This is a genomic window from Variovorax sp. GW822-FHT04E09 (assembly GCF_058800845.1).
Map to the genome: position 1 here is coordinate 141720 of NZ_JBXAMR010000005.1, position 20079 is coordinate 161798.

25 protein-coding genes are annotated in these 20079 nt (G+C 67.2%); 13 read left to right on the top strand and 12 right to left on the bottom strand.

Annotated elements, in window-relative coordinates; genetic code table 11:
* Positions 1-93: 93 nt before the first annotated feature.
* Complete coding sequence (locus AC1RL8_RS20825) at positions 94-1098, top strand: Bug family tripartite tricarboxylate transporter substrate binding protein (RefSeq protein ID WP_095743580.1); 1005 nt, start codon at positions 94-96, stop codon at positions 1096-1098.
* On the opposite strand, the gene AC1RL8_RS20830 is transcribed toward AC1RL8_RS20825, so the two are convergent.
* The 3 genes from AC1RL8_RS20830 to AC1RL8_RS20840 all read right to left on the bottom strand — a co-directional run bounded on the left by AC1RL8_RS20830 (position 1099) and on the right by AC1RL8_RS20840 (position 3774).
* Positions 1099-1929 carry a TorF family putative porin gene (locus AC1RL8_RS20830; protein ID WP_492686324.1) on the bottom strand — a complete coding sequence of 277 codons (831 nt, stop codon included), beginning with the start codon at positions 1927-1929 and terminating at the stop codon, positions 1099-1101.
* Between the two features lie 50 nt (positions 1930-1979).
* Entirely contained in the window at positions 1980-2927 is a 948-nt protein-coding gene (locus AC1RL8_RS20835) for a DMT family transporter (protein WP_492686323.1), read from the bottom strand.
* 79 nt (positions 2928-3006) lie between these two features.
* On the bottom strand, positions 3007-3774 hold the full coding sequence (locus AC1RL8_RS20840; RefSeq protein WP_307582963.1) for a GntR family transcriptional regulator: 768 nt from the start codon (positions 3772-3774) through the stop codon (positions 3007-3009).
* A 167-nt stretch (positions 3775-3941) separates the two neighbouring features.
* Here AC1RL8_RS20840 and AC1RL8_RS20845 point away from each other — a divergent pair, with 167 nt between their 5' ends.
* The 5 genes from AC1RL8_RS20845 to AC1RL8_RS20865 are packed head-to-tail and all read left to right on the top strand — an operon-like array spanning position 3942 to position 8710.
* Positions 3942-4169, top strand: coding sequence for a DUF3311 domain-containing protein (locus AC1RL8_RS20845; RefSeq protein WP_159273847.1), 228 nt, complete (start codon positions 3942-3944; stop codon positions 4167-4169).
* The gene (locus AC1RL8_RS20850; RefSeq protein WP_095743585.1) at positions 4166-5641 is read left to right on the top strand and encodes a sodium:solute symporter family protein; all 1476 of its coding nucleotides are present in this window, start codon (positions 4166-4168) and stop codon (positions 5639-5641) included. Before AC1RL8_RS20845 ends, AC1RL8_RS20850 begins: the two co-directional genes overlap by 4 nt.
* Before the next feature lie 38 nt (positions 5642-5679).
* Positions 5680-6885 (top strand): amidohydrolase family protein, encoded by a 1206-nt coding sequence (locus tag AC1RL8_RS20855; RefSeq protein WP_492686322.1) that lies wholly within the window; start codon positions 5680-5682, stop codon positions 6883-6885.
* Positions 6882-8195 (top strand): cyanate transporter, encoded by a 1314-nt coding sequence (locus AC1RL8_RS20860; RefSeq protein ID WP_492686321.1) that lies wholly within the window; start codon positions 6882-6884, stop codon positions 8193-8195. Before AC1RL8_RS20855 ends, AC1RL8_RS20860 begins: the two co-directional genes overlap by 4 nt.
* Before the next feature lie 20 nt (positions 8196-8215).
* A complete protein-coding gene (locus AC1RL8_RS20865) occupies positions 8216-8710 on the top strand; it encodes a nucleoside deaminase (RefSeq protein WP_492686320.1) in 495 nt (164 codons plus the stop codon).
* A 4-nt stretch (positions 8711-8714) separates the two neighbouring features.
* On the opposite strand, the gene AC1RL8_RS20870 is transcribed toward AC1RL8_RS20865, so the two are convergent.
* Entirely contained in the window at positions 8715-9569 is an 855-nt protein-coding gene (locus AC1RL8_RS20870) for a DUF7822 domain-containing protein (RefSeq protein WP_492686319.1), read from the bottom strand.
* A gap of 131 nt (positions 9570-9700) precedes the next feature.
* On the opposite strand from AC1RL8_RS20870, the gene AC1RL8_RS20875 reads away from it, so the two are divergent.
* On the top strand, positions 9701-10084 hold the full coding sequence (locus AC1RL8_RS20875) for a hypothetical protein (RefSeq protein ID WP_492686318.1): 384 nt from the start codon (positions 9701-9703) through the stop codon (positions 10082-10084).
* A gap of 25 nt (positions 10085-10109) precedes the next feature.
* Here the strand turns inward: AC1RL8_RS20875 and AC1RL8_RS20880 are convergent, their stop codons facing one another.
* The 5 genes from AC1RL8_RS20880 to AC1RL8_RS20900 all read right to left on the bottom strand — a co-directional run bounded on the left by AC1RL8_RS20880 (position 10110) and on the right by AC1RL8_RS20900 (position 13775).
* Positions 10110-10535: a PaaI family thioesterase gene (locus AC1RL8_RS20880; RefSeq protein ID WP_070060148.1), complete on the bottom strand. Its 426-nt coding sequence runs from the start codon at positions 10533-10535 to the stop codon at positions 10110-10112.
* Positions 10536-10636: 101 nt separating this feature from the next.
* Positions 10637-11458, bottom strand: a complete 822-nt coding sequence (gene dkgB / locus AC1RL8_RS20885) for a 2,5-didehydrogluconate reductase DkgB (RefSeq protein WP_492686317.1) — start codon at positions 11456-11458, stop codon at positions 10637-10639.
* Positions 11459-11509: 51 nt separating this feature from the next.
* Complete coding sequence (locus AC1RL8_RS20890) at positions 11510-12712, bottom strand: MFS transporter (RefSeq protein WP_070060146.1); 1203 nt, start codon at positions 12710-12712, stop codon at positions 11510-11512.
* 204 nt (positions 12713-12916) lie between these two features.
* Positions 12917-13279: a hypothetical protein gene (locus AC1RL8_RS20895; protein ID WP_492686315.1), complete on the bottom strand. Its 363-nt coding sequence runs from the start codon at positions 13277-13279 to the stop codon at positions 12917-12919.
* Positions 13272-13775: a hypothetical protein gene (locus AC1RL8_RS20900; RefSeq protein ID WP_492686314.1), complete on the bottom strand. Its 504-nt coding sequence runs from the start codon at positions 13773-13775 to the stop codon at positions 13272-13274. Before AC1RL8_RS20900 ends, AC1RL8_RS20895 begins: the two co-directional genes overlap by 8 nt.
* A gap of 530 nt (positions 13776-14305) precedes the next feature.
* Here AC1RL8_RS20900 and AC1RL8_RS20905 point away from each other — a divergent pair.
* Positions 14306-14626, top strand: coding sequence for a hypothetical protein (locus AC1RL8_RS20905; protein WP_492686313.1), 321 nt, complete (start codon positions 14306-14308; stop codon positions 14624-14626).
* Positions 14627-14675: 49 nt separating this feature from the next.
* Here AC1RL8_RS20905 and AC1RL8_RS20910 read toward each other — a convergent pair whose 3' ends face one another.
* The gene (locus AC1RL8_RS20910) at positions 14676-14825 is read right to left on the bottom strand and encodes a hypothetical protein (protein WP_492686312.1); all 150 of its coding nucleotides are present in this window, start codon (positions 14823-14825) and stop codon (positions 14676-14678) included.
* Positions 14826-14868: 43 nt separating this feature from the next.
* Here AC1RL8_RS20910 and AC1RL8_RS20915 point away from each other — a divergent pair, with 43 nt between their 5' ends.
* Positions 14869-15828 carry an AraC family transcriptional regulator gene (locus tag AC1RL8_RS20915; protein ID WP_492686311.1) on the top strand — a complete coding sequence of 320 codons (960 nt, stop codon included), beginning with the start codon at positions 14869-14871 and terminating at the stop codon, positions 15826-15828.
* A 161-nt stretch (positions 15829-15989) separates the two neighbouring features.
* Positions 15990-16280: a putative quinol monooxygenase gene (locus AC1RL8_RS20920; RefSeq protein WP_492686310.1), complete on the top strand. Its 291-nt coding sequence runs from the start codon at positions 15990-15992 to the stop codon at positions 16278-16280.
* Between the two features lie 24 nt (positions 16281-16304).
* On the opposite strand, the gene AC1RL8_RS20925 is transcribed toward AC1RL8_RS20920, so the two are convergent.
* On the bottom strand, positions 16305-17150 hold the full coding sequence (locus tag AC1RL8_RS20925) for an alpha/beta hydrolase (protein WP_489059366.1): 846 nt from the start codon (positions 17148-17150) through the stop codon (positions 16305-16307).
* A 175-nt stretch (positions 17151-17325) separates the two neighbouring features.
* Here AC1RL8_RS20925 and AC1RL8_RS20930 point away from each other — a divergent pair, with 175 nt between their 5' ends.
* Complete coding sequence (locus AC1RL8_RS20930; protein WP_492686309.1) at positions 17326-17955, top strand: 2-hydroxychromene-2-carboxylate isomerase; 630 nt, start codon at positions 17326-17328, stop codon at positions 17953-17955.
* 23 nt (positions 17956-17978) lie between these two features.
* On the opposite strand, the gene AC1RL8_RS20935 is transcribed toward AC1RL8_RS20930, so the two are convergent.
* Positions 17979-18890 carry a LysR family transcriptional regulator gene (locus AC1RL8_RS20935; protein WP_056575757.1) on the bottom strand — a complete coding sequence of 304 codons (912 nt, stop codon included), beginning with the start codon at positions 18888-18890 and terminating at the stop codon, positions 17979-17981.
* Positions 18891-19070: 180 nt separating this feature from the next.
* Here AC1RL8_RS20935 and AC1RL8_RS20940 point away from each other — a divergent pair, with 180 nt between their 5' ends.
* A complete protein-coding gene (locus tag AC1RL8_RS20940; RefSeq protein WP_062474264.1) occupies positions 19071-19724 on the top strand; it encodes a hydrolase in 654 nt (217 codons plus the stop codon).
* A gap of 29 nt (positions 19725-19753) precedes the next feature.
* Positions 19754-20053 (top strand): DUF1427 family protein, encoded by a 300-nt coding sequence (locus AC1RL8_RS20945; RefSeq protein WP_492686308.1) that lies wholly within the window; start codon positions 19754-19756, stop codon positions 20051-20053.
* Positions 20054-20079 lie beyond the last annotated feature (26 nt).

Here is a 20079-nt window from a genome sequence, read left to right on the forward strand (position 1 = left end):
GCAAGGGGCGCGGTGCATAAGCACATGTGCAAACAGATATCAGCCGCGCGCCACAATCGGCGCCTGCACCGTCCGCCTCGAAGAAAGACCGACATGGCCCATTCTCCCTTCCCGCGTCGCGCCCTGCTGGCCGCAGGCGCCTTGCTCTGCACCGCCGCCGCATCGACCCTGGCGCTGGCCCAGCCCGATTGGCCGCAACAACCCGTCACACTGATCATGGGCTTCCCGGCCGGCTCGGGCGTCGACGTGGTCGCCCGCGCCATCCAGGAGCCGCTGTCGCGCCAGCTCGGCAAGCCCGTGATCATCGACTACAAGTCGGGCGCGGCCGGCAACATCGCCAGCGAGTACGTCGCCCATGCCAAGCCCGACGGCTACACGCTCTCGTTCGGCACCGCCGCCACGCACGGCAGCAACGCGGCGCTGTACAAGAAGCTGCCCTTCGACGTGGAGGCCGACTTCGTGCCCGTGGCGCCCGTGCTCGACGTGTCGAACGTGCTCACCATCAACCCCGACGTGATCAACGTGCGCACGCTCAAGGAGTTCGTCGAGCTGGTGAAGGCCAACCCCGGCAAGTACAACTACGCCTCCACCGGCAACGGCGCGGGCACGCACATGGCCTTCGCCGAATTCAACTCGCGCCTGGGCCTGAACATGGTCCACGTGCCCTACAAGGGCGGCCCCGAGGCCATCACCTCGGTGGTGCGCGGCGAGACCTGCTGCATCATGAACCAGGTGCAGACCGTGCTGCCGCACTACAAGGCCGGCAAGGTGCGCCTGCTGGGCGTGACCACCGCCACGGCGGTGCCGGCCGTGAAGGAGGTGCCGACCATCGCCTCCAGCGGCCTGCCCGGCACCAAGGGCTTCGACAGCGCCATCTGGTTCGGCATCTTCGCGCCCAAGGGCACCGACGCGCACATCGTCGACAAGCTCAACGCCGCCGTGAAGACGGTGCTCGAGCAGCCCGAGATCCGCGAGCGCTTCGAGAGCCAGGGCAACACCGTGCGCATCGAGTCGCCCGCGCAATTCAAGAAGACCGTGCACGCCAACCGCGTGAAGTGGGCCGAGGTCGCCAAGGCGGCGAACATCAGCATCGACTGATCACAAGGTCTTGGTCAGCGTGAGGATGAAACGGGCCTTGTTCGGCGAGTAGGTCGTCTGGCCGACGGTGCCGAAACCGTAGTCGTAGCCCGGGTTGGCCACCGAAACGTACGAACTCTTCTTGTTCGCGCCCTGCACCGAGCCCGTGAGCGTGAGGCCGCTGCCGAAGTCGTAGGTCGCGCCGACGTTGTAGTCGACATAGCTCCTGTAGCCCAGGCTGCGGATGTCGCTCGACATGTTCGTGTAGCCCACGGCCGCCTTGAGCGTGACCTTGGGCACGATCTCCTTGCTGTAGGCCAGGTTCAGGTAGCCGGTGTTGCGGCCCGTGCGGCCCGAGCCGGTCTTGGCGCCGGCATAGCCGAAGTAGTCCTTCGACACCGTGTGCGAGTACTTCAGCGTGAACGACCCGAGCGTGGCGTCGGTGTAGCCCGCGCTGGCGTACAGCTCCGTCGTGTTGCCCGTCGAATTGCCCGGGTACAGGTAGGTGAGGGCGCCCACGTCCATGTCGAGCGGGCCGGCCTTGAACTTGTAGCCGCCGTACAGGTCGCTCTCGAGGCTGTTGCCCTTGAGCCAGTTGACGCTCGAATTCCAGTTGCCGACGTAGAAGCCGCTGTCGCCGAAGGCGTAGTCGAAGCCGCCCTGCACGGCGGGCTTGAAGCCGCGGGTCTTGGCGTAGTCGTTCTTGCCCAGCATGTCCTGGTCCTGGCCGCGGAACTTGTAGTTCGTGGTCAGCGCCACGTTGCCCGTGAGCTGCGCATTGGCGAGCACCGGCAGGGCAAAAAGGGTGGGAAGAACGAGCACCGGCAGGGCGGTGCGAAGGAGGTGTTTCATCGAAAGAATTCGCTAACGGATGGAGGAGCCGGCAGCGTAGAAGCGCGGGTCTAAAAGCCGCGTAAAAAACGAAGGCCCCGGCGCAAAAGTTGTGTGTCGGGCATCGACATCGCGACCACGCCCACCACCACGCAGGCCAGCCCGACCCACGCCGTGGCCGCCAGCGTCTCGCCCAGAAACACCACGCCGATCGTCACGCCGATGGGCACGCGCAGGTAGGCCTGCGCCGAGGTCGACATCGGCCCCAGCGTCTTGATGAGCCGGAAGTAGATCGTGAAGGCCAGCGCCGTTGAGAGCACCGCCAGCGCCAGCACGGCGAGCATCGAGGCGGCTGAGGGGGTGAGCGTCCAGGGCCTGTCGATCGCCAGGCTCGCGGGCACGAGCAGGGCCGCGCCGCTCAACAGCGAGCCGGCCGCGGGCACCATCGGGTCCAGGCCCTTGAACACGCGGCCGAACATCGCGGCGCAGCCGTAGCAGACGGCGGCCACCACCAGCGCCAACTGCGCCAGCAGCGAATGACCCAGCCCCTGCAGGGCCTCGAAGCCCACGATCAGGCAGATGCCCGCCAGCCCCGCCCCCACGCCGAAGAGCCGCTGCAGCGTGGGCTTGCCCGACCCGCCCAGGCCCCAGCCCAGCAGGAAGATGAAGATCGGCGAGGTCGAGTTGAGGATGGTCGCCAGCCCCGCATCCACGCTGCGTTCGGCCCACGCGATCAGCGTGAACGGCAGCACGCTGTTCAGACAAGCCTGCAGCGCGAAGCGCCGCCATGTCGCGCCGTCTTTGGGCAAGCGCACGCCGCGCACGCGCAGCACCGCGAGCAGCAGCAACCCGGCGATCAGGGTGCGTGCTGCGATCAGCGTGACCGGCGGGATCGTCGCCACGCCGATCTTGATGAAGGTGTACGAGGCGCCCCAGCAGGTCGCGAGCACCGCGAGCAGCGCCCATTCGAAAGCGGGAGTGTGGGGTCGGACTGAAGCGGCGAGCGGGGTCGTTGGCATGGTGCGCCGATCTTCGCGAGACCGGCCCCTCGACACTTCGCTCGTGGACGAAATGTGGGCGAAACGTGCGCGCGAAGCCTCAGTGATCGTGCCCGTGGCTTCGCGCCGGCGCAGCGCCGTTCAGCAGCGCCGCCAGGTCGACTTCCTGCTCCGCCGCCGCGCCCGCGATCACGCGCTGCTCCAGCTCGTCCAGGTGCTCCAGCGCCACGGCCAGCGCGGCGTCGAGCGAGTCGCCCATGAGCGCTTCGATGATCTGTTCGTGCTCACGCGGCGCGCAGCTCGCGGCCTCGGCCGAGTCGTACAGCGCCTTGTACAGCTCGGTGTTCGCAATCAGCCGCCGGATGTACGACAGCAGCTCGTCGCTGCCCGCCATCTGCGCCAGCAGCAGGTGGAAGTCGCCGGCCAGGCGGATCGCGTCCTCGCGCCGGCCTTCCTTGAACGCCTTCTGCTCCGCCTGCACGTGCTTGCGCAGCGCGGCCACCTGCTCGCGCGCCAGCCGGCCGAACAGCGTGGCGACCAGCCCGGCTTCCACGATGCGGCGCGCGCGGTAGATGCCGCGCATGTCGTCGATCGACGGGTTGGGCACGAAGGCGCCGCGGTTGTGCTCCAGCACCAGCCGCTTCTCGGAGCCCAGCCGCGCCAGCACCTTGCGCACCGCGCCGCGCGTGCAGCCCAGCGCCTCGGCCAGCGCGCGCTCGCGCAGCGGCGTGCCGGGGCGCAGCTTGCCGCTGAGCAGCGCCTTGGACACGGCGGCGTAGACGCGCTCGTCCACGTTCGCGTCGTCAGCGGACTCGATGGGTTCGGTCGAAGGGGCGGGCGCGGCGGATCGGCGGGTGGCGGCAGGCATGGGCCTGCGGATTATTGCCTGCACCCCGCCACCTCCGGGAAAGCCCCCGGATTGACGCGGCCCGCCCGGCTCCGTACCATTTGCGCCGTTTGGTTAACCAAAATACATAAAATGGTTAACCAAAAGAAGATCGAATTTCCAACCACCCGAACACACAGAGACATCCCATGAAACTCGCCAAATGGCTGGCCCTGCTGCCGGTCGCCGCCTTCTTCAGCGGGGGATGGCTGTCGTCCGTCGCGCCCACCTTCGTGCTCGGCATGCCCTTCCTGATGGTCTGGAACGTGAGCTGGCTGGTGCTGACCTCGCTGGTCATGGTGGTCATCGACCGCGCCGAAGGCGACCTCGACGCGCAGGATGCGCAGGCTGCCCAAGCCGCAGGAGACGCGCGATGAACGCCGCACTCGGCGTGATCGCGCTCTTCGTGGCCGGCGCCCTGGGCCTGGCCGTGCTCGCGCGGCGCGGGCGCACCATGAGCCTGGAGCAATGGGCGCTGGGCGGGCGCGGGCTGGGCACGATCATGGTGTTCCTGCTGATGGCGGGCGAGTCGTTCTCGACCTTCACCTTCCTGGGCGCCAGCGGCTGGTCGTACAGCAAGGGCTCGCCGGCCTTCTACATCCTGGCCTACGGCGGCCTGGCCTACCTCATGGCCTTCTGGATGCTGCCCGCCATCTGGCGCTACGCCACCGCGCACAAGCTGGTGTCGTTCTCCGACTTCTTCGCCCACAAGTACGACAGCCGCCCGCTCGGCGTGCTGGTGTCCGTCGTGGCGCTCATGGGCATGGTGGCGCTGCTCACCATCCAGTTGCGCGGGCTGGGCATCATCGTGTCGGAGGCCTCGTACGGCTCCATCGCGCCGCAGGTGGCGATCTGGATCGGCACACTCGTGATGGTCAGCTACATCCTGTTCTCGGGCATCCACGGCTCGGCCAGCATCGCCATCGTGAAGGACATCCTGATCCTCGTGCTCGCCGTGTTCCTGGGCGTGTACCTGCCGTGGCACTACTACGGCGGCGTCACGCCGATGTTCAGCGCCATCCACGCGGCCAACCCCAGCTTCTTCGAGTTTCCGAAAGAGGGCCTGAACCTCACCTGGTACAACTCGACCATCCTGCTCACGGCGCTGGGCTACTACCTGTACCCGTTCAACCTGACCTCGGTGTACGCCGCGCGCAGTGCGAGCGCGGTGCGCCGCAACACCATCCTGATGCCGCTGTACCAGGTGGTCATCGCCTTCCTGTTCCTGGTGGGCTTCGCGGCCATCCTGCAGGTGCCGGGGCTCAAGGGCTCCGAGGTCGACCTGGCCCTGTTCGGCCTCGTGAAGCACACCTTCGACCCGTGGTTCGTGGGCGTGATCGGCGGCACGGGCGTGCTCACCGCGCTGGTGCCGGGCTCGATGATCTTGCTGACGGCTTCCACGGTGATCGGCAAGAACGTCTACAAGGAAGGCTTCGCGCCCCATGCCACCGACAAGCAGGTCTCGCGCGTGGCGCGCGGCGTGCTGCCCTTGTTCGCATTGGTGGCTGTGTACTTCGTGCTGCGCGGCGGCACCACCATCGTGGCCGTGGCCATCTTTGCGTCGAGCCTGCTCACGCAGCTGCTGCCCTCGCTGCTGTTCAGCCTGCTGAAGAAACCCTTCGGCAGCAAGCACGCGGCCTTTGCGGGCATCCTCGCGGGCGGTGCGGTGCTGGCCTTCACGATGACCACCGGCGCGAACCTGGGCACGCTGTTCCCGGCGGCGCCCGTGGTCTTCAAGTCGCTCAACACCGGGCTGGTGGCGCTGGCGGTCAACGCGCTGGTCTTCGTGGCGGTGGCGCTCGTCACGCCGCGCGTGCTGCCGCGCACCGTGGCGGCGCAACCCGCCTGACCGGTCTTCTCTTGCCCCTGACCCACGAACGAAACCGAATGACCTCGCAGCTCCTGATCCGCAACGTGCGCCCCCTGGGCGCGTCTCCTGTCGACGTGCGCGTGCACGACGGCCGCATTGCCGAGATCGGCGCGGCGCTGGCCACGCCGGCCGGCGCCACCGTCGAAGACGGCGAGGGCGCCTTGCTGCTGCCCGGCCTCGTCGAAGGCCACACCCACCTCGACAAGACCATGTGGGGCATGGACTGGTACCGCAACGAGGTCGGCACGAACCTCACCGACAAGATCGAGAACGAGCGCGCCTTCCGCCACGCCAGCGGGCACGACGCCGCCGCCCAGTCGCTGGTGCTGGCCAAGGCCTTTCTCGCGCTCGGCACCACGCGCCTGCGCACGCACGTCGACGTCGACACGCAAGCCGGCCTGCGCCACCTCGAAGGCACGCTGCGCACGCGCGAGACGCTGCGCGAGGTGCAGCAGATCCAGGTCGTCGCGTTTCCGCAGTCGGGCCTGCTCGGGCGCGCCGGCACCGCTGAGCTGCTCGACCAGTCGCTGGCCCTGGGCGCCGACGTGCTCGGCGGCCTCGACCCCTGTGCCATCGACGGCGACCCCGTGAAGTCGCTCGACGTGCTCTTCGGCATCGCCCACAAGCACCAGCGCCCCGTCGACATCCACCTGCACGAGCCCGGCGCCATGGGCGCCTTCTCGCTCGAGCTGATCCTGCAGCGCACCGAAGCGCTCGGCATGCAGGGCCAGGTCGCGATCAGCCACGGCTTCTGCCTGGGCGACGTGAGCGAACGCGAGCGCGACGCGTTGCTCGCGCGCATGGCCAAGTTGGGCGTGGTGCTCATCACCAGCGCGCCGGCCTCGCGCAACGTGCCGCCGCTCATGGCGTGCCGCGCCGCCGGCGTCACTGTGCTCGGCGGCAACGACGGCATCCGCGACACCTGGTCGCCCTACGGCAACCCCGACATGCTCGAGCGCGCCATGCTCATCGGCCTGCGCTACAACCTGCGCCGCGACGACGAGCTCGAAGTGGCGCTCGACACCGTCACCCATTCCGGCGCGCACGGCTGCGGCTTCGCGGCCTACGGGCTCGACGTGGGCTGCCGCGCCGACCTCGTGCTGGTCGACGCGCAAACGCCCGCGCAGGCCGTGGTGGGCCGCCCGGTGCGCAAGCTCGTGGTGTCGGGCGGCCGCGTGGTCGCGCGCCACGGCACGCTCGTGCCCGGCGCCGTGCCCGCGTGAGCCGCGCCGCACGCCCTGCAACCGACAGCTCGCGCACCGGCGCGGGCCCGGTCTTCTTCGCCTGCGTGGTCGTGCTGGTGGCGCTCAACCTGCGCGCCTTTCTCACGTCGAGCAGCCCCTTGCTCGAACCGATCCGCGCCGCCACCGGCATCGGCTTCCATGCCGTCGCGCTGCTCACCGTGCTGCCGATGTTCGCGATGGGCGCGGTGTCGCTGTCGGGCGCGGCCGTGGGCCAGCGCCTGGGCGCGCGCGGCGGCATCGCGCTCGGGCTCGGCGCCATCGCGCTGGCCTGCGCCGGCCGCTACGTGGCGGGCGGCGCCGCGGCGCTGCTGTGGAGCGCTGCGCTCGCGGGCGCGGGCGTGGGGCTGGTGCAGGCGCTCATGCCCGGCGTGGTCAAGCAGGCCTACCCCGCGCGGCTGGGCCTCATGACGGGGCTCTATTCGGCCGCCATCATGGGCGGCGGCGGGCTCGGCGCCATGGCCAGCCCGTGGCTCGCGCGCGCCGTGGGCGGCGATGCGCAACTCGACTGGCACGCCGGCCTCGCGATGTGGGCGGTGCTCGCGGTCGTGGCGCTGGCGGCCTGGCTGCGCGGCGCGCGGCAGCTGCCGTCCGCGTCGTCATCTGTGCGCGCCGCCGACCCCTCGCTCGACCGCGCCTGGCTGCGCTGTTTTGGCCACCGCCGCGCGTGGCTGCTGGCGCTGTGCTTCGGCCTCATCAACGGCGGCTACACCAGCCTCGTCGCGTGGCTGCCGCATTACTTCCATGCCGAGCGCGGCTGGACGGCGCAGCAGGGCGGCGCCGTGCTCGCGCTCATGACGCTGGCGCAGGTCGTCGGCGCGCTCACCCTGCCGGCGCTCGCGCGGCGCGGCGGCCAGCGCGACCTGCGGCGCTGGCTGGTTGGCGCGCTGCTCGCGCAGCTCGCGGGCTTTGCGGCGCTGGGGCTTGCGCTGCCCGTGCCGGCGGCCGTCATCGCCGTCGTGCTCGGCGCCGGTTTGGGCGGTGCGTTCTCGCTGTGCATGGTGCTCGCGCTCGACCACCGGCCCGACCCCGCGCAGGCCGGCGCGCTCGCGGGCTTCATGCAGGGCGTGGGCTTCATGATCGCGGCGCTCGCGCCCTTCGTCACCGGCTGGGTGCGCGAGCAGACCGGCGGCTTCACCATGGCCTGGGCCTACCTGGCCGCCGTCACCGTGCTGCTGCTGCCCGCCGTGCTGCGCTTCGACCCGCGCCGCTACGCGAGTGCCACTGCCGGCCTGTTCGGTGTGCAGGCCGCGCCCGCGCCGTCCCCCATCGACCAGGCCCGCAAGGCTTGAGACCCCAGGAGATCCGACCCATGTACCAAGAACACTTCATGCAACGCGCCCTGGCCCTCTCGGCCCGGGCGCTCCAGGAACCCGGCACCGAGCCCTTCGGCGCCGTCGTCGTCAAGAACGGCGAGGTGGTGGGCGAGGGCTTCAACCATTCCGTCGCGCACCACGACCCCACCTCGCACGGCGAGGTCGAAGCCATTCGCGATGCCTGTCGCCGGCTGGGCACCGTCGACCTGTCGGGCTGCGAGCTCTACACCTCGTGCGAACCCTGCGCCATGTGCGTGGCGGCCATGCACATCGCGGGCATCGGCCAGCTGTACTACGCGGCCACGCTCGCGCAGTCGGGCGACGCCTTCAAAGGCGTGACCGTGGAAGCGCGTCACCCCATCGACGTCGACGTGCTGCGCGCCGAAGCCGGCGCACCGCTGGCCGCGCGTGCGCAGCCGGCCGAACAGAAGATGGACGCCGAGGCCGTGCGCATCCTGTCGGCGTGGGCCGAGCCGCGACGCGGCGACTGAAACGCTACGCGGCGGCAGCGTCGCCGCGCGTGGCCGCTTCGAACTCGGCACGGTTGAGCAGGCCGAAGTACAGCACGTCGTACCACTGCAGCCCCAGCGGATATTCCGTGGCGCGGCTGCGCGTGCTGTCGCAGTCGTCGTCGAAGCGCAGCCCGAAGAACGCGTCGAGCGGAGCCGCCTGTTTTTTCGCACCGGCTTCGCGCAGCACCTGCGCCGCCGCCGCGATGTCTTGCGGCAGCGCATCGAGCGCGGCGCCGGCCTGCTGGCAGCGGGCAAGCTCCTTCTCGACGCAGGCCCGCAGCGGGGCTTCTTCCGATTCGGTCATGGTGTCGAGCTCGACCGTCTCCAGCAGCAGGTGCTCGTTGCGGTGGGCTTCGAGAAACGCCAGGGTCTCGTCCAGCCAGCCCGGCAGCTGCGTCGAGCCCGTCGCGGGTGTGGCCGCTGCGCGCGCGGCAGCCGCAGGCGGTGCCTTCGGTGCGGCGGATGGCGAGAACCAGCCCTTGAGCCGGTCGACGAACGACGTGGCCTTCGGCGCGGCCACGACGGGTGCTACTGCGGGCGCAGGCACCGGCGCCTGCGCCGCCAGGTACCGCATGATGTCGATGAGCCGCTTCACCCGCGCAAAGCCCGGCTCGAAGCGGCCGCTGATCGCGTACAGCCTGACCTTCTCATCCCCCTCGTCGCTGTCGAGGCCGTCGGAGATCAGAGACGCGCACAACTGCGGATCGCCCGACATCAGCAGGCGGTACATGAACGGAATGTCGTAGTTCCATTCGGACAGGCCCGAGATTGTTTCGGGTCGGTCCGTGTACGCCGTGGGCCGGTTGGTGAGGCTGTAGAGGTAAGAGCGATTGGCCATGGATCAAAGTGTGAATGGCGGCTGCAATGCGAGCGCGTCGCCGTGACAAGAATGAAGAAGAGCCACCCCTCGCGAAGCGGCCTTCGGCCTGGTCGGCAGATTCTGCCTTCGCCAGATTTACACTCCGCCCCATGCAAGGAAAGCAAGGCAACGGCGAGGTTCAGCGCGGTCTGCAGCCCGTGGTGGAGCTGCGGTCTGAAGGCGCGTCGTACCTGTATTCCGTGCGCGCGCCGCGCTCCAAGGGCGTGATCCCGCCCAGCTCGTACAGCCACACCGGCTTTGCCAGCGTGGCCGATTGTCTGCGCGACATTGCACGCGCGCTCGGGGGCAACTTCAGTCGCATCTACGTGCGCCTCGAAGGCCACTGCGTCGGTGAGCGCGACATTGCCGAGCTGCGCAGGGCGCCCGACATCGTCGCGGCCGAACTGCAGGCCCTGTGCCGCGCGGTGATCGCCGAGCAGCAGAAGCAGCAGCAACAACAAGAACAGAGCGAAGCCACCACGCCGCGCTGCTAGCCACGCGAAGCGGCGTGCCGTCCGCTTACTGCGGCACGTTCACGATGGTCGCCTGCATCATCGCCACCACCTTGTAGTCGGTGTCGCCCGCCTTCGCGAAGGCACGCACTTCGCCCGTGCACACCGCGAGCAGCTTGCCCGAGCTTTGCACGCGGCCCACCGCCAGGAAGCGTTCGCCCAGCGCGGGCCGCATGAAGTTGATCTTGAACTCCGCCGTCACCACGTCGCAGCCCTGCGGCGCCTTCGTGAGCCCCGCGTAGCCGCAGGCGCTGTCGACGATGCTCGTCACCGCGCCCGCATGCACATAGCCGCGCTGCTGCGACAGCGCTTTTGAAAACGGCATCTCGATGTGCACCTCGCCGTCGCCCACATGCACCAGCCGCGCGCCGAGCGTGGCCATCAGGCCCTGTGCGTTGAAGCTGTCGGAGATGCGGGTGTGGAGGTCGGTCATGGCTGGCAAGCGAAAAGAAGCAGAAGAAAAAGGGCGCCCGTAGGGGCGCCCCGAGGGGTCACTGCATTCTGCCGCGCGGCGCTACGCCCCGCGCCAGCGCCTCAGTCCCACGCCGGCGACAGCCCTTGCGGATCGGTCAGCCGCTCGCCCCGCTCGAGCGCGGCGATCTGCGCCATCTCGGCCTCGGTCAGCGTCAGTTGCTGCGCCTTCAGGTTGCTTTCGAGGTTCGCGCGCTTCGTCGACGACGGAATTACCGCGTAGCCCAGCTGCATCGCCCAGGCCAGCACCACCTGCGCGGGCGTGGCGCCGTGCGCCGTGGCAATCGCGCCGATCACCGGGTCGTTCAGCACCTTGCCGTAGGCCAGCGTCATGTACGAGGTGATGCGGATGCCCTGGCTCTGCGCGAAGGCCGCCACCTTGCGGTTCTGCAGGTAGGGGTGCAGCTCGATCTGGTTGGTGGCGATGGCCGATGCGCCCACGGCCGCAATGGCTTCTTGCATCAGCGCGATGTTGAAGTTCGACACGCCGATCTGCTTCGTGAGCCCCAGCGCCTTGGCCTCGGCCAGCGCGCCCATGAACTCCGCCACCGGCACCGCGTTGGCGGGCGAGGGCCAGTGGATCAGCGTCAGGTCCACATGGTCTGTGCGCAGCTTGGCGAGGCTGTCTTGCAGGCTGGGCACCAGCTTGTCTTTCGCGTAGTGGTCGGTCCAGATCTTGGTGGTGATGAACAGGTCGTTGCGGGCCACGCCGCTTTCGGCAATGGCCTGGCCCACCTCGGCTTCGTTGCCGTAGATCTGCGCCGTGTCGATCGTGCGGTAGCCCAGGTCGAGGCCGTTCTTCACCGAGTCGATCACCACCTGGCCCTGCAGGCGGAAGGTGCCGAGGCCGAAGGCGGGAATGGGGGTGTGGATGTTCGTGGTCATGGCGTGTGTGTTCCTTGTGTTCAAAGAAAGAAAAAGAAGAGAAGAGAGGACTCAGTGCCCGACCGGCACCGGCCCCGAGGCGCGCACCGGAATGCCGGCACGGCGGTCGAGCGAGCCGCTCCACTGCGTGAGGGCCAGAGAGACCAGCACGACGAGTGCGCCGATCCATGGCGTGTGCATCAGCCCGAGGTGCGTCACGATCAGGCCGCCGGCCCAGGCCGCGCCTGCAATGCCCAGGTTGAAGGCCGCGATGTTCAGGCCCGAGGCCACGTCCACCGCCTGCGGCGTGAAGCGTTCGGCCTGCTTCACCACGTACACCTGCAGCCCCGGCACGTTGCCGAACGCCACCGCGCCCCACATCAGCACCGCCACCAGCGCCAGCCACTTGTGCGGCGCCGCGAAGTTGAAGACCAGCAGCACGGCCGCCAGCAGCGCAAAGATGATCTTCAGCGCCGGAATCGGGCCCATGCGGTCGGCCAGCTTGCCGCCCCAGATGTTGCCCACCGCCACCGAGATGCCGTACACCAGCATCACCCAGCCCACCGCGCCGGCGCTGAAGCCCGACACGTCGGTGAGGATCGGCGCCAGGAACGTGAACGGAATGAACGAGCCGCCGTAGCCGATGGCCGTCTTGGCATACACCAGCAGCAGGCGCGGCTCGGCCAGCACCTTCGCTTGTTGCGCCAGCGAGGCCGGCGGCGTGTGGCGGATGTTGCCCGGCACGAAGATCCAGCTGCCGATGAAGGCGACCACGCCCAGCGCCGACACCGCCAGGAAAGTCTCGCGCCAGCCGAAGTGCTGCCCGATGAACGTGCCCAGCGGCACGCCCGTGACCAGCGCCACGGTGAGGCCCGTGAACATGATCGCGATGGCGCTCGCCGCCTTTTCCTTCGGCACCAGGCCGGTGGCAATCGTCGAGCCGATCGAGAAGAACACCCCGTGCGCCAGCCCCGTGAGCACCCGGGCGGCAATCAGCGATTCATAGCTGGGCGCCTGCCACGCCAGCAGGTTGCCGACCGTGAAGAGGGCCATCAGCCCGAGCAGCAGCGCCTTGCGCGGCAGCTTGCCCGTGAGGGCCGTGAGCACCGGCGCGCCAATGGCAACGCCCAGCGCATAGAGGCTGACCAAGAGGCCCGCCGACGGAAGGCCGATGCCGAGGTCGGCAGCGACGGTGGGAATGAGGCCAACGATGACGAACTCGGTCGTTCCGATGGCGAAGGCGCTGAGGGTCAGCGCGAGTAAGGCGATTGGCATGAGAGCACTCCTTCTGGGATGAGGAGGAGTGTCTTGCGGTTACCTTTGCGGATAAATGGGGGGTAATGCAGAAGATAGTTGCTTCGGAAGCAACTATTGAGGACGCTTTCAGATGCGTCTATCGATGGAGGAAAGGTCTGGATGTCGCCCCATTTTTATCAAATATCCCTTGATGAATTCTCTAATTACTTTCAAGGATCATTGTCAAAACAAATCCCCGTCGGAGATTATGTCGTCCAGCGCTTCATCAATTCCATATAGCTTTTCTTTTACTAAGGTATATAGCTCGCTAAACGATGCCTTGGCCTCGCGTGTTCCAATTTCGGCATCGTTGTATGAAACAAAGGTCACGCTTTCCCATTCATCTTGATCGTCGAATGAGGCCAGCATACTAATTTCCGGTGCTTCAGGATAAAAATACAAGAAATTCGAATCTTGGCGTTTGTTGATTGACCAAACGTATTTTTCCTTGTAGGCAAAAAAGATTTCATGCACGCCTTGAGTGACATTGGAAATTAAACCTGCATTGGCGATCATTGCATTTACGGCTTGGACAATTTTACTCATTATTTATTTCCGTCTTGTAGGTGGCGTCGACTTGAATATTTCTGAGTTGTTCTCGCAACTCACTGATAAAGGCACGCTTCGCTTGTTCGGTAAGCTTTTTTCTATTGCTCGCTAGATTTTCCGCACTGTTTGCCAGTTTTGATATGGCACTATCGAGTTTGGAGTTGCCGCGAATTTGGCCAGCTATTTCATGAAGAATGTTTTTTATCTCTTCTATTTCTGTAGGCTCGGAGGCATTGTATTCGTTTAATCTTTCGAGTTTCTCTTTGAGTTCGCCAAGAGTGGTTTGAAAAGAAAAGTTCAAAAGCAATTGAAAGGCCTTGGAAATTCTTCCTCTGTTGGCGAGATATAAATATATAGCGAGTGCTGCTGCGAATAAGGAAAATAAATTGGATGCAACAGCTATTGCGTCGAGAATAGGCTGTCTTTCTGCTGGAGGCTTAAACCATGAAAGAAGTCCGCCGCCAGTGATCGTTAAAAACACTATCGCGATCACCCATATAATTTTTGACATTTTTATTGTTTTTCGATCGATGACATGTATTTGGGATTGTTTGAGATTTGAAATGCAGTAACTGCATATTTCTTTCGAGAATGTACACGCTTCGAGCGACGTGTCCAAGTAGGTAGATCAGCATCTGCGCGGGCGCGTGGTGCTGTTTGTGTCAGCTCGCATGGCGTACGTGGGAAGACGAGTGAAGCTAGCGGTCTGATGTCTTGCTCAAGCTCAGCAGCTACCGCAGGGCGTTCTTGAAGAAATGGGCTTCGATATACTGCGCCGGTCGCGCAAGAAGGTGCGATCGGGTTTGGAAGCCCGCATGAAACTCTGCGACGAAAGCCGCAGCCACCGCACAGGGTCTGCGGCTTTTTCGTTCGCGCGCCAGTTTTTGGCGGCTCGGACGGGAGGGCGCGAGCCCTGCCGGTTTCTTGCAAGAGTTTCCCGGTCTTCCAACCCGTTCGAGCTGCCGCCCCTGTTTGGAAGCGGGTGCGGCGGTTGTAGCAAACCGAAATTCTTGGAGGCCTCTCATGGCTGAAGCTGCATCCGCGCCCGGGCAATCGCCCACTCGGCACGACCCCGCATTCCCCTCTCTCGACGACCTCGCTTTGCAAGCCTGCGACGACGCCGACAACCTCAACGCGGTAATGCGCGCCTACATCGCCCTAGAAAAGCTCGTAGACACCAGCGGCCTGAACGACAGCGAAGAACTCACCCCCACCCGCACCGAACTGAGCGCCTTGCTGCGCCTGCTCAACGAAGCGTTGATGACGCGCATCGCCACCGTCAACGCAACAGCCGGCGCGGTACGCGATGCGCTGCAAGCGCACCCCTCGCTCAAGCCGGCCTAGCCCCCGGCGGCCGGCGTGAAGCCTCTGCCTCACGACCGGCTCGCGACCCTCAAGCCGCCTTCGTCTCCGGCAACGCCGCCGTCAACGCAAAGTCCACCAGCATCAACCACGTCTCTTCGAGCCCGGTGATGTTGTGGGGGTCCGAGTTCGACACGGCCTGCACGCGCACGGGCGCGCGCTGACCGGCTACGCTGCGCATCCCGTTCGCTTTCCAGCGTTCTCTCTTCTCCACGACAAAGCCGATGCCAGTTGCGCCCATTGCCGCCGACGACAGCACCAACAACAAACCCGAAGAGGCCACCTTCATTTCCGCCGCCTGGACCCGCCTGCGCGACATGGTCGCAGCGCGAACCCCCGTGGACGGCCGCACCGACGCGCCGTACCCGGGCCTGCGCTGCTACCGCTTCTCGCACCCGGTTCGCTACGAGAAAACCCAGCGCCTCACGCCGGGCGTGGTGGTGGTCTTGCAGGGCCGCAAGACCGCGCACCTCGGCGGCGGCCGTTCGCTGGCCTACGGCGCCACGCAGTGCCTGGTGCTCGGGGCCGAGGTCGCGTGCCTCGGCACGGTCGTCGGGGCGAGCGCTGCGGCGCCGTACCTGGCCATTCATCTGGACCTGCCGCCCGACGTGCTGGTCAAGTCGGTCCTCGCACTGGCCGAAGGCGGTGGCGCACGGCCGGCCGAGCCCGCCCGCGTGTGCGAGCACTTCACGGCCCCGGTGGGGCCGGTGGTCGAGGCCTTCGCCCGCCTGCTGCTGGCGGCCGACGACCCGGTGGACCGCCGCACGCTCGCGCCGCTGGCCGTCGAGGAAATCGTGCTGCGGCTGCTGCGCTCCGAGGCCGCCGCCGCCATCCGCAGCGCGGGCGCCGTCACCAAGGCCGGCGCGCGCATACAGACGGCCATCGCCTTCATGCGCCGCCATCTGGGCCGGCCGCTGTCGGTGGCCGAGATCGCGGGCCACGTGCACATGAGCCCTTCGCACTTCGCGCACAGCTTTCGCGAGGTGGCCGGCGTCACACCGATGCGCTGCATTCGCGACCTGCGCCTGGAAGAGGCGCGCTCGCTGATGCTGGGCGCCGGGCTGCGCCCCGGCGATGCGGCTGCCAAGGTGGGGTTCGAGAGCGCGGCGCATTTCAACCGCGCGTTTCGCAGGCGGTTCGAGACGACGCCTGCGGAGTACGTGCGGCGCATGCAGGCGGCGTGATGCCTGGGTGACCCCGGCATGGCTGCGTGCGTCCTTCGCAGCCATGGTCAATTTCTTCGCAGCTTCGTGCCTAGGCGCGGGAGAGGGGGCTGGCTAACCTGCCTGCTCTCTCTTTTCATTCATTCATTGGATCCACAAGCCAACGCGAAGAAGAAATGTCCATGGACCCGATCAACGTCATCATCACTTTCGAAGCCAAGCCCGAGCGCGCGTCTGCGTTCGCGGAACTCATGAACCAGGTCAAGCAGTCGCTGCCGTCGGCGGATGGATGCCGGGGCGTGCGGCTGTTCGGGCGCAGCGACAACGACTGCGTTTTCACGCTGGTCGAATCGTGGGCGTCGCAGGCGCACCACCAAGCGCACATTGCGGGCGCGGTGGCGTCGGGGGCCTGGGAGGCGCTGGCGGGGGAACTGGCGCGGGAGCCTGTCAGCTGCTATTGCCGGGAGCTTTGAAAAAGCCCTGGCCGCTTGCGCTGCCTACGCCGCCTTCGTCTCCGGCAACACCGCCGTCAACGCAAAGTCCACCAGCATCAGCCAGGTCTCTTCGAGCCCGGTGATGTTGTGGTGGTCCGAGTTCGACACGGTCTGCACGCTCACGGGCGTGGGCCAGGCGGCGATGAGTTTTTCGGAGCGTTCGTGCGGCACCACGTCGTCCTTCGCGGCGAGCAGCACCTGGGTCTTGGCGGCGACTTCCTTGCTGTGCTCGATGGAGTTGAAGCGGTGCCGCAGCAACAGCGACAGCGGCACGAGCGGAAAGCGCTTCTTGGCGACTTCGAGCAGCGAGTCGTAGGGGGTGATGAGCTGCAGGCTCGCAAATTCCTGCCGCGCCACGAGCTGGATGGCCACGCCGGTGCCCAGGCTGCGGCCCACCACGTGCAGGCGCGCCTGCGGAAAGGCGCGGCGCAGGTGGCTGGCGAACTGGGCGGCGTCGGCCACGGAGGCAATTTCAGACGGCGCGCCCTGCGAGTCGGCCACGCCCCGGTAGTTGAGCGCCGCAAAGCCGAAGCCCTCGGGCAGCCAGTGCAGCATCTGCGCGGTGGCGCGCACGTCTTCGCCGCGGCCGGCGAAGTAGATGAACAGGTCCTGCAGCGCGTCTTCGCCCTGTGGGTGGTACACGTAGCCGCGCACCATGCCGCCGGGCACGGGGTGCGAGTAGGTCGAGAAGTCTTCCGACAGATGCACCACGGGCAGCTTGCGGGCGTTGAACAGGATGTGGCCCTGGCGCGTGGCGAGCAGGGTCCAGTAGGCGGCCAGGCTGCCAATGGCGGCGGCCGAGGCCGACAGGGCAATGCGGGCAATCTTGGCTTGGGTCTTCGGCTGCAAATCAGGGCTCCCGGAAAAGTGGCGGCGGTGCATCGCAAGGGCAGGGCCCGGCCGGTGCACAACCACACAGCAACGCGCAAGGGGCGTAGTTTCACCGCGTTCGCGAGGCGGTGCGTTGCGAGGTGTATGGCCGCGGCGCGCGGCGCGCCGGCCGGGGGCTGAAGATAATCCCCGCATGATCGCCCTCGACTGCTACTACAGCCTCTCCTCGCCCTGGGCCTACCTCGGCGGCCCGCAACTGCAAGACATCGTGCGCCGCCACCATGTGCAGCTCACGCTCAAGCCCTACGACTTCCAGGCGGTGGTGCCGCAGACCGGCGGCATTCCGCTGAAGACGCGCCCCGAGCCGCGCCGCACGTACCACGCGCTGGAACTGTCGCGCTGGCGCGATTACCTCGGCATGCCGATGAACCTGGAGCCCGCGCACTACCCGAAGGGCGCGCCGACCGACCCGAACTGGAACAAGTACCCCGGCTGGATGGTGATCGCCGCCCAGCTGCAGGGGCTCGACGCGCAGCCGCTGTCGCACGCGTTGCTGCGCGCGCTGTGGGCCGAGGAGCGCGACACGGCGCAGGCCGCGGTGCGCCTCGCGATCGCTGACGAAAACGGCTACGACGGCGCGGCGCTGCAGGCGCTGGAGCAGTCGGCCGAGGTGCTGGCGGTGTACCGCGCCAACAGCGCCGACGCGGTGGAAGCGGGCGTGTTCGGCGCGCCCACGTTCATCCTGAACGGCGAGCGCTTCTGGGGACAAGACCGGCTGGCGTTTCTCGACCGGGCGCTCGACAAGCTGCGCGCCGGCGGCTGAGCGACAACTTCTTTTTTCTTCTCTCAGAGGAACGAGCGTGGCAGCAGCGCGGGCACGAGCGTGCGGTGCAGCCGCTCGCGCCACCAGCGCAGCGCCTGGCCCTGCGCGCCAGTCTTCCACGCGAGCCAGAAGGCTTCGGGCGCGCGCGGTTCCTCGGTCGGCAGTTCGACCAGCGTGCCGCGCGCCAGCTCGTCGGTGATGCAGGCGCGCGGCAAGAAGCCGTGGCCCAGCCCGGCGACCTGGCAGGCGACCTTGGCGGCCATCGACGGCACGGTGATGCGCGGCTGGCCGGCCATGAGGCCGACGGTGCGGTCCGACAGGGTGCGCGCGGTGTCGCCGACCACGATGGCGTTGCAGTCGATGAGGTCGCCGCGCTGCACGGGGCGCTTCAGCCGCGTGAGCGGGTGGGTGGGCGCCACGCAGAAGGCGAACGCCAGGCTGCCCACGGCCACGGCCTGATGGCCGCCGCCGGCCGGGCCTTCGCCCGCGGCCACGACGATGTCGGCGCGGCCCTCGCGCAGCGCCTCCCAGCTGCCGGTGAGCGCCTCGCAGCCGATGCGCAGCCGCGTGCCGCAGCGCAGGTCTTCGAAGGCGCGGATGTCGTCCATGAAGGCCTGCGTGGGAATGAGCGAGTCGTGCACGAGCCGCAGCTCTGATTCGTAGCCGGTGGCAATCTGCCGCATGCGCGATTCGAGGTCGCTCGCGGCGCCGAGCAGCCAGCGGCCTTCCTTGAGCATTTCCTCGCCGGCGGCGGTGAGGGTCACGCGCGGGCCGTTGCGCTCGAACAGCAGCATGCCCAGCTGCTCTTCGAGCTTGCCCACGGCGTAGGAGATGGTGGAGGGCACCTTGTTCAGCCGCGCGGCGGCGGCGGCAAAGGAGCCGTGGCGCGCGATGGCGTCGACGACCTCGATGGCTTCCAGGGTGAGCTTGAGCACGGGGCGTTCCTCGCAGCAAAAAGGAATGATCGAAAACTTCGATCATTGATGGTGAAAAGTTTCGTCGATGGGGCCCTGCGTGCACCGGATGATTCAGCCCACGCCAAGGAGATTCCCTCCGAAAGCGATTGTGAACCGAATCGAATATCCACGCACCCAACTTTGCCGAAGGAGCCTTTCATGACCGTCCAAGCCACCCCCACCGCCGGCGCCAAGCTGCTCACCCCCACCGACCACACGCTGGTGATGATCGACTTCCAGTCGCAGATGGCCTTTGCCACGCACTCGATCGACGCCGTGAACCTGCGCAACAACGCCGCGCTGGTGGCGCAGGCGGCGGCCGGCTTCAAGGTGTCGACCATCCTGACGACGGTGGCCGAGAAGAGTTTTTCGGGCCCGATGTTCAGCGAGATCACCGACGCCTTCCCCGGCCAGAAGATGCTCGACCGCACCTCGATGAATACCTGGGAAGACGCTGCCGTGATCGAGCGCGTGAACGCCATCGGCAAGCCGCGCATCGTGCTGGCAGGCCTGTGGACCAGCGTGTGCATCGTGGGCCCGGCGCTGTCGGCGCTGGACCAGGGCTTCGAGGTGTACGTGATTGCCGACGCCTGCGGCGACGTGTCCACCGAGGCGCACAACCGCGCGATGGAGCGCATGGTGCAGGCCGGCGCGCAGCCGATGACCTCGCTGCAGTACCTGCTCGAGCTGCAGCGCGACTGGGCGCGTGGCGACACCTACGAGTTGACGACCGGTATTGCGAAGAAGGTGGGCGGCGCCTACGGTCTGGGCGTGACGTACGCCAAGACGATGTTCGGCGCCCACGAGGGTTGAGCGCAGCGCACCCGCAAGGCCGACCGACCATGAAGACCTATGTCGTTTCCCTCGCGCTCGGCCTGCTGGTCGGCGTGATCTACGCGCTCTTCCAGGTGCGCTCGCCGGCGCCGCCGGTGATCGCCCTGGTGGGCCTCTTGGGCATCCTGCTCGGCGAGCAGATCCCGCCGCTGGTGCGGCAGGTGTTCGACCGGCCGGCCGCCACCTCGTGGCTGCATGACCAGGTCAAGCCGCACGTGTTCGGCGCGCTGCCGACCTGCGCGCAGCCCGGGGCGGTGAAGTCTGCCGCCGCCGCCGGCAGTCGCCCGTCCGAGCGGAGCGACGCATGAACGCCCCCGACCCGCAACGCCGCCAC